This is a genomic window from Psychrobacter sp. ASPA161_9 (assembly GCF_051970275.1).
Taxonomy (GTDB): domain Bacteria; phylum Pseudomonadota; class Gammaproteobacteria; order Pseudomonadales; family Moraxellaceae; genus Psychrobacter.
The window spans coordinates 102,024-115,248 of the sequence record NZ_JBEFNI010000007.1 but is presented as its reverse complement, the minus strand read 5'-3'; the positions used below and the strand labels follow the sequence as shown (position 1 = coordinate 115,248).

Annotated in this window: 12 protein-coding genes; 4 read left to right on the top strand and 8 right to left on the bottom strand. The window is 41.2% G+C overall.

Annotated elements, in window-relative coordinates; all coding sequences use genetic code 11:
- Positions 1–265 precede the first annotated feature (265 nt).
- On the bottom strand, positions 266–1,090 hold the full coding sequence (locus ACTQ9S_RS09525) for a hypothetical protein (protein ID WP_440454806.1): 825 nt from the start codon (positions 1,088–1,090) through the stop codon (positions 266–268).
- 523 nt (positions 1,091–1,613) lie between these two features.
- Here ACTQ9S_RS09525 and ACTQ9S_RS09520 point away from each other — a divergent pair.
- Positions 1,614–2,786, top strand: coding sequence for a MalY/PatB family protein (locus ACTQ9S_RS09520; RefSeq protein ID WP_440454805.1), 1,173 nt, complete (start codon positions 1,614–1,616; stop codon positions 2,784–2,786).
- A gap of 190 nt (positions 2,787–2,976) precedes the next feature.
- Here the strand turns inward: ACTQ9S_RS09520 and ACTQ9S_RS09515 are convergent, their stop codons facing one another.
- Positions 2,977–3,420, bottom strand: a complete 444-nt coding sequence (locus ACTQ9S_RS09515; RefSeq protein ID WP_440454804.1) for a BCCT family transporter — start codon at positions 3,418–3,420, stop codon at positions 2,977–2,979.
- Between the two features lie 31 nt (positions 3,421–3,451).
- Positions 3,452–3,985: a cupin domain-containing protein gene (locus ACTQ9S_RS09510; protein WP_440454803.1), complete on the bottom strand. Its 534-nt coding sequence runs from the start codon at positions 3,983–3,985 to the stop codon at positions 3,452–3,454.
- Positions 3,986–4,266: 281 nt separating this feature from the next.
- Here ACTQ9S_RS09510 and guaA point away from each other — a divergent pair, with 281 nt between their 5' ends.
- From guaA to ACTQ9S_RS09495, 3 genes are all read left to right on the top strand, one after another.
- A complete protein-coding gene (gene guaA, locus ACTQ9S_RS09505; RefSeq protein WP_440454802.1) occupies positions 4,267–5,886 on the top strand; it encodes a glutamine-hydrolyzing GMP synthase in 1,620 nt (539 codons plus the stop codon).
- Positions 5,887–6,004: 118 nt separating this feature from the next.
- Positions 6,005–7,138, top strand: a complete 1,134-nt coding sequence (locus ACTQ9S_RS09500; protein ID WP_440454801.1) for a DGQHR domain-containing protein — start codon at positions 6,005–6,007, stop codon at positions 7,136–7,138.
- A 4-nt stretch (positions 7,139–7,142) separates the two neighbouring features.
- Positions 7,143–7,661 carry an HNH endonuclease gene (locus tag ACTQ9S_RS09495; protein WP_440454800.1) on the top strand — a complete coding sequence of 173 codons (519 nt, stop codon included), beginning with the start codon at positions 7,143–7,145 and terminating at the stop codon, positions 7,659–7,661.
- 229 nt (positions 7,662–7,890) lie between these two features.
- Here the strand turns inward: ACTQ9S_RS09495 and ACTQ9S_RS09490 are convergent, their stop codons facing one another.
- The 5 genes from ACTQ9S_RS09490 to ACTQ9S_RS09470 all read right to left on the bottom strand — a co-directional run bounded on the left by ACTQ9S_RS09490 (position 7,891) and on the right by ACTQ9S_RS09470 (position 13,150).
- Positions 7,891–8,892: a YhdH/YhfP family quinone oxidoreductase gene (locus ACTQ9S_RS09490; protein WP_440454799.1), complete on the bottom strand. Its 1,002-nt coding sequence runs from the start codon at positions 8,890–8,892 to the stop codon at positions 7,891–7,893.
- Positions 8,893–9,118: 226 nt separating this feature from the next.
- Entirely contained in the window at positions 9,119–10,096 is a 978-nt protein-coding gene (locus tag ACTQ9S_RS09485) for a zinc-binding dehydrogenase (RefSeq protein WP_440454798.1), read from the bottom strand.
- 171 nt (positions 10,097–10,267) lie between these two features.
- Positions 10,268–10,906, bottom strand: coding sequence for a GDYXXLXY domain-containing protein (locus ACTQ9S_RS09480; protein WP_440454797.1), 639 nt, complete (start codon positions 10,904–10,906; stop codon positions 10,268–10,270).
- Positions 10,903–12,018, bottom strand: a complete 1,116-nt coding sequence (locus tag ACTQ9S_RS09475) for a DUF4401 domain-containing protein (protein WP_440454796.1) — start codon at positions 12,016–12,018, stop codon at positions 10,903–10,905. The genes ACTQ9S_RS09480 and ACTQ9S_RS09475 overlap by 4 nt, the downstream gene beginning before the upstream one ends.
- On the bottom strand, positions 12,011–13,150 hold the full coding sequence (locus ACTQ9S_RS09470; RefSeq protein WP_440454795.1) for a DUF2157 domain-containing protein: 1,140 nt from the start codon (positions 13,148–13,150) through the stop codon (positions 12,011–12,013). Before ACTQ9S_RS09470 ends, ACTQ9S_RS09475 begins: the two co-directional genes overlap by 8 nt.
- Positions 13,151–13,225 lie beyond the last annotated feature (75 nt).

Below are 13,225 nucleotides of genomic sequence, written 5' to 3'. Positions count from 1 at the left end.
TGAGGCAATGACAAAAATCTGTAGTCTGAAGTTATTTAATTAGAGTCTGTTGAACATTCATGGCTATTTTCTATCTTTGTTTTATTTATGAGTTGTTGAGAGGTCTACAGTTGAAAGATATAGTATTGAGTTTAGAAAGAAGTGTTTTTTGAAGGAAGTTCGTAATCAATTATTTCATGTTAAAAAACCCCGCAATAGCGAGGTCTTATTATCTTATCGAGTATTACTGGTTATATTTGTGCCAGCGTTAGCAGTTTGACTATGACTATTTAGCTGATTTATAGTAATCAACGAGCATAGTGCCTAAAGTGCCGTTATCATCGATAGTGACTATTCTGACGGTACCTGACTGTGACGCAGTACTTGATTGAACTTGTCCGGCATTGCCTAAGACGACTTGGTTGTTTTTAGTCGCCTTTGCTTCGTTACCGATAGCGATGCTGTTCATGCCGCCTGCCATAGATTTATTGCCTACGGCTACCGAATTTGCACCTTGTGCTGCTGCCGCCTCACCCACTGCGGTAGAACGTACCCCACTAGCGTTGGCTATGTGACCAAAAGCTTGCGCACGTTCGGCAGTGGCTTTAGATTGCCAACCGATAGACGTCGAGCCTAGACCTGCGGCATTAGCTTCACCACCAACGGCGGTTGCTGAGTTCAGACCTGCATTGGCTTTATTACCGACAGCGACCGTGTCATTTGTGCCACCAGCCATGGCCGCTTCACCCACTGCGGTAGAGCGAACGCCACCAGCATTGGCTAGATGACCAAAAGCTTGCGCACGTTCAGCGGTGGCTTTGGATTGCCAACCGATAGACGTTGATCCTAGACCTGCAGCGTTGGCTTGACCACCAACAGCGGTTGCTGAATTAAGTCCTGCATTGGCTTGATTACCGATAGCAACGGTATCATTCGTACCGCCAGCAGTTGCGGTATTGCCAAGAGCGAGGGCAGTACTGCTAGTAGCATTTGCATTCATTGGTTGAGGCTCAGTGCTTGTTGCCATAGTCGTGCATGAAGCGACGCCTACGATTGCTAAAGTAAGGGCACTAATTTTGAGTGCTAAGTTTGGTAAAAAGTCCATTTTCATAATGCTAAATCCTTTTAGAAAAGCCATCTTGGCTTAGTAGGTGGTTTGGGTGGATGCTTATAGAGCATAATCCATGCAATATCAGCGCACTCTGGCATAAATAACTCAATTATATGTAGAATTCGCAATATTAATGTAACACTAATTTTTAACCATTATTCAAATAATGATAGTGTTATATTTTTAAAGGTTATTTAAGCTGATGAATGAACAGTTATAGTCTATAAACACGCTAGCTTATTAGCTTATTAAATTAAGCAGCAAAAATATACTTATTGCGCAGTGATATTGTGAGTCAGGTATTGGTAGATGCTATGACCAGTGCCACCAATAAGCAGTAGCGTCACTTAAGAAAAATTGATTTTTCTTAAGTGACGCTACTAAAGATTGAAGTAACAGTAGTCGCAGTAATGATAAATCCTTGTATATATTACCTCTCGAATCATTATGCTATGAGTGGCTTAGAGCATAAAAACCACTGTAATATTTGGACTATAATAAATTAAAGCTACCGTAAAGGAGAATGCTGGTGTTATACAACTTTGATGAGATAATTGATAGGCGTGATACGGGGTCACTCAAATGGCATTATAGCGATGACACAATTCCGCTGTGGGTGGCGGATATGGACTTTAAAGCCGCCCAGCCTATCTTGGACACGATTGAACAAGTAGCGCAGCACGGTGTATTGGGTTATACCAAACCTACTGCGGCTTTGTATGAGTCAATTATTGAGTGGCATGGCAGTCGTTATGATTTGCGGCTGGATAAGCAAAATATCTTGTTTTCTCCGGGTGTTGTGCCAAGCTTGGCACTAATGATGAATATATTTACCGAAGTAGGTGCGGCGGTACTGGTCAATGATCCTATTTATACGCCTTTTATGACCAAGGTTGAGCAAAATGGTCGTAAGCTTGTGACCTCTGCACTAAAGGAGGTCGAAGGACAGTATCATTTAGATTTGGCTGATATCGAAGCCAAGATAGTCGAGCATGAGGTAAAGCTTTATTTGTTATGCAATCCGCACAATCCTGGCGGACGCGTGTGGACGAGGGATGAGCTTGAGGCGTTGCTGTCGATTTGCAAAAAGCATAATGTGGCGATTGTCAGCGATGAGATTCATCAAGATTTGACCTTGAGCGGTCATACGTTTACCTCTTTTTTAACGCTAGCAGAAGGTTACGCGCATAAAGTAGTCAGCCTGACCTCAATGACCAAAACCTTTAACGTAGCAGGTATTAAAGGCTCGATGATATTTGCTAAGGATGAAGCATTAATCAAAAAAATTAGTCAGCAGCAGCACTTAAATGACGAGTACGAGTTGAATTTGTTTGCTTATGAGGTGATTCGTAGTGCTTATAAAGAGGGCGATGAATGGTTGGAGCAGGCACTGGTTTATATTGAAAAAAATATCGAATTAACGCTAGACTTTTTAGCAGGGCATTTGCCTGATATCAAGGTCATGCGCCCAGAGGCGTCGTATTTGATATGGCTGGATTGCTCGGCGTATGGGCAAGATGATCAAATGCTGTATGACAAGTTGAGAGAGGCCAAAGTTGAGCTGAGTGCAGGGATTAAATATGGCGCGGAAGGGCATCTTAAAATGCGCCTCAATGTGGCGTGTCCTGAAGCGCTATTGCGAGAAGGGTTGAATCGTATTTATAGGGCTTTTAGTGATGTCGTTAAGGACTCATAAAGCTGGCAAAAAATTCATTCCATTGGCACTGTTTCTGTTTCTACCTTTATATCTAGCTCTGTTGCTAGCCCATTTTTAAAGTAGATTAATTATCATAGATAAAAACAGCAAAAAGGCTGGGCTACCAACGTAGCCCAGCCTTTTAATTTGATTTTTTAGAAAAAGCTTAAATACAGTCACTTTTCATAAGCTACTTCTCACTTCCATTGTTTTCAGTATCCTCGCGCATTTGCTCCCATTCCTCATGCTGATGCATGATTGAGCCTTCAAGTGATACTGAGGTTTCGCCTACTTCCCACGGCGCATTATCGGGCAGCTCTTCGATATGAATGGTTTTTATATTGTAATCAGGCTGATAAGCGAGATCATAACGCGCAGCTTTAATTACCGAGACCATCATCATGGAGAGAATGATAATGAGCGGCGCACCAGCGATGATAGAAGCGGTCTGCAAGGTTTGCAGGTCTCCTAAGAACATCAAAATAGCGGGCAACAAACACAACGTGAATGCCCAAAATAGGCGATTCCAACGGTGCGGCTCATCGTCTACTTCTACTTGCACGACGGACGCCAAGATATAAGAGATGGAGTCAAAGGTCGTGGCGGTAAAAATGGTGGCTAAAGAGTTACCCATGTTGTTTTCTCTTTATATTGAACGTTATATTTTATACCCCACCTAGATTTTCTAAGTCTACAAATTCCTTTTTACCGTGGATAGTATACATTTTGCGATTGATGTCTGGATAATTGCAAATATCAATCGGCGGTCTGTTGCCACCCATAAGATAGACTGCGTCTGTATCGCTATCATTAAGCATAGAATGCGCGTCGCCATGCGCTGGGAAACCTACGAAATCGCCGGCAGTTAACTGATAACTGTCATCTCCATAACGCAGTGAAAGCTGGCCAGATAGCACATAAACGAACTCGTCTGACTCTTCATGATAGTGATGCTGCGTGGTCTCATCACCCGGCTCAACGCGTACAAGGTGTAAGCCAAATTTGGTCAGACCAGTGATGTCGCTCAATGAAACCATATGCCGAATGGCCTGCTCATTGAACTGGTGAATATGCTTGGTCTCAGGTGTATTTTCGATATCAGACTTGCTTAGGACATAGCTTTGAGTGTCTTTCGGCAGCTCGTGGGATTGCTCTTTGGTTGGCCTTTTCAATGGCCCTTTCAATGACTTAGTCATCATCTATCTCCGTTACTTTTATTTTGCGCTAGGCCTATATTAGCTATAAATGCATGGTTTTATTTACTTAATTATGTATAAAAGATGATTAGCGGGCTTTTATTCTTCTAATTATTGACCTTACCGCGTCTTCTTTTGTCGCTTTTACTCTCGTCAAATTCGAATAACTGGCAATAACTACTAATAATCGTCAATAACTGCGAATAATTAATCATCTAATAGCCATTAATGTGCTCAAACTTGTTAAAATAGGCCACTAATTTTTTCTTGATGGACATTGATTTATGACCACTGCCGCTGCCACTCCTGCACTACCTACTATCAAAGAAGACCGCATCCTCATTCTCGATTTTGGCTCACAGTACAGCCAGCTTATCGCTCGCCGTGTGCGCGATTCTGGGGTATTTTGTGAGATGTTCCCTTACGATATCGACGCTCAGCGCATCCATGACTTTGGCGCAAAAGGTATTATCTTATCGGGTGGCCCTGAGAGCGTACATGCTGAGAACAGCCCGCGTATCAATGATGCGGTGTTTGATTTGGGCGTGCCAGTACTAGGCATTTGCTACGGTATGCAAGCGATGGCAGATCGTTTCGGCGGGCAGGTCCATGCCAGTGATATCCATGAATTTGGTGCAGCAACGATTGACGTTAATGGGCATTCGCAGCTGACTGAAGGCATTGAAGACAGCAGCACGGAAGGGAAGTCAGCCAAGCTGAATGTATGGATGAGTCATGGCGACAAAGTGATTGAAGCGCCAGCAGGCTTCGATATTGTTGCTAGCACCTCAAGCTGTCCGATTGCGATTATGGCTGATGATACGCGCCATTATTACGGTCTCCAGTTCCATCCTGAAGTGACTCATACCTTACAAGGTGAGGCGTTACTTGGTCGTTTTGTGCATCAGATTTGTGATTGTGCTGGTGATTGGACGCCCGATAATATTATCGACATGCGTATTGAACAATTACAAAAGCAAATCGGTGATAAGCAAGTATTGCTTGGTCTATCAGGCGGCGTAGATAGCTCAGTCGTAGCAGCGCTATTGCATAAAGCCATTGGCGATCAGCTGACTTGTGTGTTCGTCGATACCGGTCTCTTGCGTTTGCATGAAGGCGATCAAGTGATGCAAATCTTCGCTGAAAATATGGGTGTAAAAGTCATCCGTGTCGATGCCGAAGATTTATTCTTAAATGCATTGGCAGGCGAGTCTGATCCAGAAGCCAAACGTAAAATCATTGGTAAAACCTTTATCGATGTCTTCGCTGATAGCGCGCGTCAAGTGAGCGAGCAAGGCGATGGCAAAGTCGTTGAGTTCTTAGCGCAGGGTACAATTTATCCGGACGTGATTGAATCAGCTAAATCGCATCAAGGCAAAGCACACGTCATTAAGAGTCATCATAATGTTGGCGGTCTGCCAGATGACTTGGCATTTGAGCTGGTTGAGCCATTACGTGATTTGTTTAAAGATGAAGTGCGTAAATTGGGTATCACGCTTGGCCTACCTGCAAAAATGATCTATCGTCATCCGTTCCCAGGTCCAGGTTTGGGCGTGCGTATCTTGGGCGAAGTCAAAAAAGAATATGCCGATATCCTGCGTCAAGCCGATGCAATATTTATGCAAGAGCTTGAGCGTTCAGGCTGGTATGACAAGACTGCGCAAGCATTTGCGGTATTCCAACCGATCAAATCAGTCGGCGTGGTCGGTGATGGTCGCCGCTATGCGTGGGTCATCGCGCTACGTGCCGTTGAAACTGTAGACTTTATGACGGCACGCTTTGCCCATCTACCTTATGATTTGATTGAGACAGTATCGAATCGCATCATGAATGAAATCGCTGAAGTATCACGCGTGACTTATGATGTGTCGAGCAAGCCACCTGCGACGATTGAGTGGGAATAATTTTCTATTTAGTCTTTAGCTGACATAAAAAAACACTCAACTTGGTTGGGTGTTTTTTTATGGCCTTCTAATAATAGATCTAATAATAGATCTAAAATTAAAATAATGGAGATATATCATGAAGAAAGTACATTTAACAAAGGTCACACAAAAGAACAAAGAATTTTTTGTGATGGTTTTAGATCCCAGAATAATGATAGAGCTGCTAGAAAGAGTTAAGCCTGGGACAAGCCAAGAGGCACAGAGACCTTGGGTAGTTCCAAAAGTGAAAGAAATTAGCAGATATGTAGCGGGTAAGATCAAAATCAGTGATGATTACAAAGCCATGGGATTGATACCAAATGCACCAATTCTGAGTATTACTAAAAAACTAAAAATAGAAAAAGAAACAGTTAGTTTTTTGGAAAAAGGTAGCACTGTGAAAAGGGATAATTATTTCATAATGATTCCAGAAGAATTTGAGTATGAAAAATACCTTGATTCATTTGTCACTATTGATGGTCAGCATCGGATTAGAGGATTTGATAAAGAATACAGAGATCCACTCTTCGAAAATAGTATAGAGTATGAAATGGTATTCTGTATATTTGAGGAGTTAACGAAAAATGAAAGACGTGAACTATTTTGGGTAACAAATGCTAAGCAAGATAAAGTAACTTCAAATCTATTACGTTTAATTAAAAATTACTTAGGTTTATTAGGAACTTCAGAATTAGTATTTGATGTATGTAACCTATTAAATGACGAAGATATTTCCCCTTTAAAAGGTCGTATTATGATTGGTTCTGAAAAAGTTACTAAAGGCTATAAGGAAGCACAACTATCTAAGGTATTAGAAAAATCACAAGTCTTCAGCACTCTTAATTCTTTAACGAAAGGTGACTCAGAATTAATATGCAAGGTTTATTCATCTTACTTAAAATCTTGGGAAAATGTTTATAAAGTTTCGTTCGAATCACCGGACAATACACCTTTAACAAAAATCTCTGGTATAAGGTATATAACATTCATTATGCCAAGTGTTATTAGAATTCTACAATCAAAAAAACTACAGTTTACAACAAAAAGCTTTCAAGAAATTATTAAGCACTTAGATGAAGTAGTAGGAACAAATGTATTTGAGGACGACAATGTAAGTTTAGCTTTTAGGGGAGAAGGAGCTACCGTAAAAATGGCTAAAGATCATGGTACAAGTTTAGAAGCATATCATAGTACATTAGGAAGTGACTATAATCCATTGGAAGGGATATAATGCCATGATAAGGATAGATGGGTTTAATAGTAGAAATAATATATCCAATAGCGAATTTGACGTAGCAATTCATAATCAAATTTTATTAATTGTTTTCAAAGAAATTGTTTCTATTCTTGAGAGCAAAAAAGACCTAAAAATAGATATTTTAGATGGTTATAGATCGGTAATTGATAAGCAATTATATACAATGAGATTTATAAAAAAACACATTTCTATAGAATTTAGTGGAGAAGAGCTGGATACACTTAGTAATTGGATATTTGCATACTTTAGGAAGTCAACTATTAGAGAGAAAATAACTGATGATAAAAAAGAGATATTGCTTAGTAGTCAAAGATATAAGTGCTTCTATTGTAAAAAAGATATATTGATTAGTAACCTTGAAGTAGACCACAAAGTTCCTTTTTCACTAGTGGGTGAGGAACTAGACAATAATCTTGTAGCAACTTGTTTTTCTTGTAATCGAGAGAAAAAAGACAAAATAGATTTAGGTTTAAAATGGTTAATTATGAAAAAATAATAATCATAAGATAAAAAAGCACTCAAATTGTTTGAGTGCTTTTTTATAAGAGAAACCTAGCCTAGCTTCGTACTTAATATACACTAAGGCTTCAACAATACATTACCTTTCTTCTTAGCCTGCATTTTGCCATCAACCGTTTTTAACATACCTACCAAATCAAAAACTACTTCAAATGAACTTAACGCCGCAGAATTTCTTTAAAACAGCTTGATTAAAGTCTTAAACCCTAACCCCGAACATTCACCACATAACGCCCAACCGTTTTACTCGCCATAAAGCGATCTAAGTACTCAGGCGTTTGCTCTAGGGTAATTTCTTCGGCATAACTCTCAAGGTTGGGCAGTTTCATATCGGTCGAGACGCGCTGCCAAATGGCCTTTTTATCGTCCAGTGGAATATAGACCGAATCGATACCGAGTAGGGACACTGCTCTGGTGATAAAAGGTATGACCGTCATAGAAAACTCAGGTGACGCCGCCAAACCACAAGAGGTTACAGCACCGCCAGCTTTGGTCTGTTTGAGTAAGTTGGCTAGATAATCGCCGCCGATAGTATCAATGGCGTTGGCCCACAGCTCGCGACCGACAGGTTTATCTCCAATCTCATTGATAGTATCACGATGACGGACTTCGCTCGCGCCAAGCTCTTTTAGATAATCGCTTTGCTCAGGCTTACCAGAGAAGGCAATGACCTCATAGCCCAATTGACTCAAAATCGCGATACTGATACTACCGACACCGCCCGTTGCACCAGTGACGGCGACTGGGCCATCACTTGGTTTTGCGCCCATTTTCTCTAATTTCTGGATACTTAAAGCAGCCGTTAAGCCGCCCGTACCGTAAATCATGGCTTCTTTTAGCGATAAAGATTCTGGACAGGATACCGCCCAATCAGCAGGGATAGAGATCATTTGGCTTAAGCCGCCATCCGTATCCATGCCCAAATCATAACCGAATACTACGACTTCTTGCCCTTCTTTAAAAGTGCCAGACTTGTCACTGACTACGACACCTGCGGCATCAATACCAGGGGTATGCGGATAGTTTCTAGTGATTCTTTTATTGCCCGATGCTGACATGGCGTCTTTAAAATTTAATGACGAATAATGCACTTCGATAAGCAGATCATTCTCAGGTAAATCACTGACGTTGCGCTGTTGAATGCTTTTTTTAAATTCACCGTCGCTGGTTTCTTCGACGACTAAGGCTTTAAAAGTTTGGTTAGACATGGTGATATTCCTTATGGATTGCTAGTGAGGTTTATCTTTATAATCACTTTCACATGGGCATAGATGTCTATATCTAATCTATAGTCAATACTAAATAAAGTAGATACGTTATATTTTGACGCGAGAATGGTATAAATTTTTCTTGCTTGCTGTGCCTACGCAGACAGAGGCTGCAAAAAATAAATACCAGTCTCACTGTATCTTTTTTTATATCGGACTCCCTTGATTAAGGCTTCAAAAGTACCTTGCCTTTTTTGCCTGACTGCAACTTACCATCGACCGCTTTAACAATGTCAGCCAGATCAAAAGTTGCTTCAACCGGTAGTTTTAACTTGCCATCAACCGCGCGTTCTATTAACTCATCAACCAAACGCTGCTTGTTTTCCACGCTCATTTCTTGACTAATCTTACTACCCCAAAAGCCTTTGATAGTGGCTTGTTTGAAGATAATATGCGTCGGGTTAAGCGTCATTGGCTGACCTGACATGATACCGAACGATGCTAAGGTGCCATAATGACCTAACAATGATAGTAAATCACCACTGGCCTCACCACCGACAGAGTCCACTGCAGCGCTGATGCTGTCATCGCCTACGATATTGCGGACTTGATCTTTCCAGTCTTCGTCTGAGTTGTTGATATTATTTTTGATACCGAGCGCTTCTAATTCTTCTAACGCATCTGCACTGCGTACGATGTTGATTGTATTGATACCGCGCGCAGCAGCAAGCATAGCGAGTGATTTACCAACTGCGCCGTTGGCAGCATTATGGATAATCCATTGACCACTCTCTACTTCTAAGAACTCAAGCAGCATCAATGCACTAAGCGGCATAGCAATCAATTGTGCAGCCAGCTCATCTTCTAAGCTGTCCGGTACTGGGAATATCATGCTGGCAGGCGCGGTAAAGTATTCAGCCCACGTCGCTTGGACGCTAGCTGCCGCAATACGCTGACCGACTTTTAGGTCTTTGACGTCACTACCAACGGCATCGATGATACCCAAGGCCTCAGAACCACCGATCGCTGGCAGTTCAGGTTTAAAGCCGTATTTGCCGCGAATGGTTAATAGATCATGGTTATGAATGGAGGCGAGTATGGTTTTGACTCGCACTTCATCTGCTTTTGGCTCTGGAATAGGGTTATCACCTAAGCTAAGTACTTCAGTCGGTTTGCCAAAAGTGTCATAAGTTGCGCTACGCATAATAAATCCTTTATTTGTTTTTGATTAATTAAGTATGATTAAGTGTAATAGGTGCTCTTAATAGAAAGAGCTTAATCAGCCATCAACAGTAACAAGTCTGGCTCATAAATCGCAATATTACTTTCGTTAAGTAACGTTGTCGCTTGCTCGCCATAGTGAAATCCTAACCATCTAGTTCGGTGTCTCATTAACCTGCGCTTTATCAACTTCTGTGTTCTTTATTTCAATTGCCTTAAACTTCACATCCACCATATTTGTTAATAGCGGCTCACCTTTGTCATTAATACGAAACAGTCCATACTCTGCTGCTTCATAAGCCTCAGCATGACCTTCTTGAAAGAAAAAAGCATTGGTCGCAAGCTTTAGCGAACCGTTACGAATGCGGTAATGAATTGCCATTTCATTAGCAGCCAAGGTGTCGCGTTGATTACTGTTAGCTAAGCGCACAAACTGTCCGACATTATTTTTATCTAACGTTACGATGACATAGCCGTCACGTGAAGTAGTGCCATATAAATTTTCTTCTGGATGATTCTCTAACGCATTGAATACTTTACGCTCGATAGCATAGCTGAGCGTCATATAATCACCCTGCATAAACCCGCGTGGATCGACAGGAGCCAGCTCAAGTAAGACGGTATCACCAGTGGCAAGATGGGTTTCGTATTTCGCTACATTAATAGTCATCATAACAATGATAAGTAGCAATCCTAATAATGAAACGCTAATGCTAAAAAGTCGCTTTTGCCACCATGGTAAAGGTTTTGCCAAGGGTCTTTGTACTATCAAATTATCATTTATGTCATTCATAGCGTGCGCTCCTTACTAACAGAAAAGTAGCGCTTAACCAGCAGCCAACGCATCATTAGCATACCGATTCCAATAATAAGCATAGAGACAGATTTGAGCAGCAACGAAGTATCGAGCTGATAGTAATACCAAAATATATAACCCACCAATGCGCAGACACCAAGACCTAATAACACGCGCTGACTATTGGCAGTCGCGATAATAATGATAAGGCTAGTCGCTAATAAGCCTGATACGTAGACTGACATGATGCCTAAAATGATAATAGCGCTGGCGATTATAAGGCTTGCTGCTGATAGTAGTTTGATCTGATAGTGTCTAAGGATAAGGTAGGCAGCATAGAGACTCGCGAGGGTCAGCAGCCCTTGCGCTAGGAAGTAGTTATAGCTAGAGGTTTCATTACTATTTATAAAGTTATTGCCGTATTCAGCGGCGATAAAATAAACCGATATGCTGAGCAACATAATAGCGCTGGCATAGGCGACAGCTTTAGTAATAGCAAAAGCACTGGAGCGCCACTTAGTAGGTATGCGCTGCAACAAACTATAGCGTTGTAAATGATTGACGACAGTAATAAGTGCTAAGAGTCCTAAGCTAACTTCAGATATGGAATAAAAATTAAGTAGAGAGACCATGCAACCCAATGCTACGGTAGCGCTTAACAAGCGATAGAGAAAGTTTGGCATGACAATGGTCATTATTAGCTGAATCAATAAAAACAACCAAACACTGAATGGTTGCTCAAGCTCGTTACTGAGTAAAGCAAACATGATATATATCTGACCGACGATACTAATGGCAAACGCTAAACTGTTCATAAAAGTACTACGATAGCTATGTTTGCTTTTAAATAATACCAGCCCCGCCGCACTTAATAATGTACCGATGATAAAAAGCGCAATAGCGCTATCTAACACCCCTGTTTGTTCCAATATTAAGGTTAAAAATCCAATGAAGAACAGACTGGCAAGTAAACCACTCAAACCAAAAAACAGATGGATAAACCATGGTGTATCATCGTAAGGTTCAGTTTTATTCTCAACAGAAGTGGCATTAATTAACCCACGTTGTTGCAATTGTACAAAGATAGCGTTCGAGTGATTGCTATTCATGACCGCCTCCTTTTAATGAGTGAGGCGCAGGGTTTTTGCTGCCTAAATTTGCCACCTTACGCAGCCACATTATCGTCATAGAACTCATCCCGATTAGCAATAACGCTAAAACTAAAAAGCCACCAGCATCAAAATCATCTAGCACCAGCTTAGCTGTCCAAAACATCACTACAACGATGATAGAAAAACAAAGATAAGTCAGCATCAGCAAGTCAGTACGACGCTTACAAAACCGCCAATAGATAAATCCGCACCAGCTTGCCCATAACAGTAAAGATATGAGCGTGGTCAGAATACGAGTACTTTTAACATAACCATCGTCAAAGACCGTAACAATCGCTAGATGGGTTATAAAATAAGTATTGAGAAAACCGACAATATAGGTGCTCCAATGCAGCTTAGATTGGGTTTCGGTGTTGTCTTTAGAGTTGGCGAGTTCTAAGTCGTTTGTGCTAACGATGGCAGCGTGAGTAGTGGATTTATTAATAGAGATTTTATTGACAGGGAGTTTATTTCCAACACAGACTAGCCATAATTTAAATGCTATAAAGTTCACTAGCGCCAATATTGCTAACTGAAAAATACTTTGATAGTTGTAGTCGATAAATAGGAAATTTGCGATATCTAAGTAGAGGATTAGAGAGGCATTAATTAACCCTAGCCATAGTAGCCACAGCGCAGGCAAGCGTGCGATAAGAACCCACGGAATAATCAATAATGCCCAGCTAAAAAACAGCTGCCACGTATCTGCGCCCGTCTGATACACCTGCCCAAATAGTGCCAGCAAACTGCCAGTAATCACGCTAGCAATAAGCAGTAATAACTGCCTGATAAACGTAAACCTGTGCCTAAAAGAGAGTAGGACGTAGAGCGTGATAGTAATAACCAATGCGCCTTCGACTAGGGCAAATTTACCCATCTTGCCCATATGTAGCCAGTTATAGGCGATAAAAAACACTAGTGACAATAAGAGTGCCACGACGCCGATAACTAATAGAGTCTTATCAAAAAAAGCCAGCCACGAGCGTTTGGTTGGAAATACTTCTAGATGAGTCGCTGCTGTATCTGCATGCTCTAGGGGAAGGCTACCTTGATTGAGCAAGTGCTCGATGGTACGCCGCAATTGAGTCATAGCGCTCTCTACATAAAAACAGTATGTAGTCTATCTTAGCTGTTTTTATCAGGTGAGAGTACGTTTAGTAGAGTT

What these genes read in the sequence shown, in the direction of transcription:
- ACTQ9S_RS09485 (WP_440454798.1), bottom strand. Translation starts at nt 10,096, where the DNA reads ATGCGTAGCGCAACTTATGACACTTTTGGCAAACCGACTGAAGTACTT.
- guaA (WP_440454802.1), top strand. Translation starts at nt 4,267, where the DNA reads ATGACCACTGCCGCTGCCACTCCTGCACTACCTACTATCAAAGAAGAC.
- ACTQ9S_RS09515 (WP_440454804.1), bottom strand. Translation starts at nt 3,420, where the DNA reads ATGGGTAACTCTTTAGCCACCATTTTTACCGCCACGACCTTTGACTCC.
- ACTQ9S_RS09500 (WP_440454801.1), top strand. Translation starts at nt 6,005, where the DNA reads ATGAAGAAAGTACATTTAACAAAGGTCACACAAAAGAACAAAGAATTT.
- ACTQ9S_RS09480 (WP_440454797.1), bottom strand. Translation starts at nt 10,906, where the DNA reads ATGAATGACATAAATGATAATTTGATAGTACAAAGACCCTTGGCAAAA.
- ACTQ9S_RS09520 (WP_440454805.1), top strand. Translation starts at nt 1,614, where the DNA reads ATGCTGGTGTTATACAACTTTGATGAGATAATTGATAGGCGTGATACG.
- ACTQ9S_RS09475 (WP_440454796.1), bottom strand. Translation starts at nt 12,018, where the DNA reads ATGAATAGCAATCACTCGAACGCTATCTTTGTACAATTGCAACAACGT.
- ACTQ9S_RS09510 (WP_440454803.1), bottom strand. Translation starts at nt 3,985, where the DNA reads ATGATGACTAAGTCATTGAAAGGGCCATTGAAAAGGCCAACCAAAGAG.
- ACTQ9S_RS09525 (WP_440454806.1), bottom strand. Translation starts at nt 1,090, where the DNA reads ATGAAAATGGACTTTTTACCAAACTTAGCACTCAAAATTAGTGCCCTT.
- ACTQ9S_RS09495 (WP_440454800.1), top strand. Translation starts at nt 7,143, where the DNA reads ATGATAAGGATAGATGGGTTTAATAGTAGAAATAATATATCCAATAGC.
- ACTQ9S_RS09490 (WP_440454799.1), bottom strand. Translation starts at nt 8,892, where the DNA reads ATGTCTAACCAAACTTTTAAAGCCTTAGTCGTCGAAGAAACCAGCGAC.
- ACTQ9S_RS09470 (WP_440454795.1), bottom strand. Translation starts at nt 13,150, where the DNA reads ATGACTCAATTGCGGCGTACCATCGAGCACTTGCTCAATCAAGGTAGC.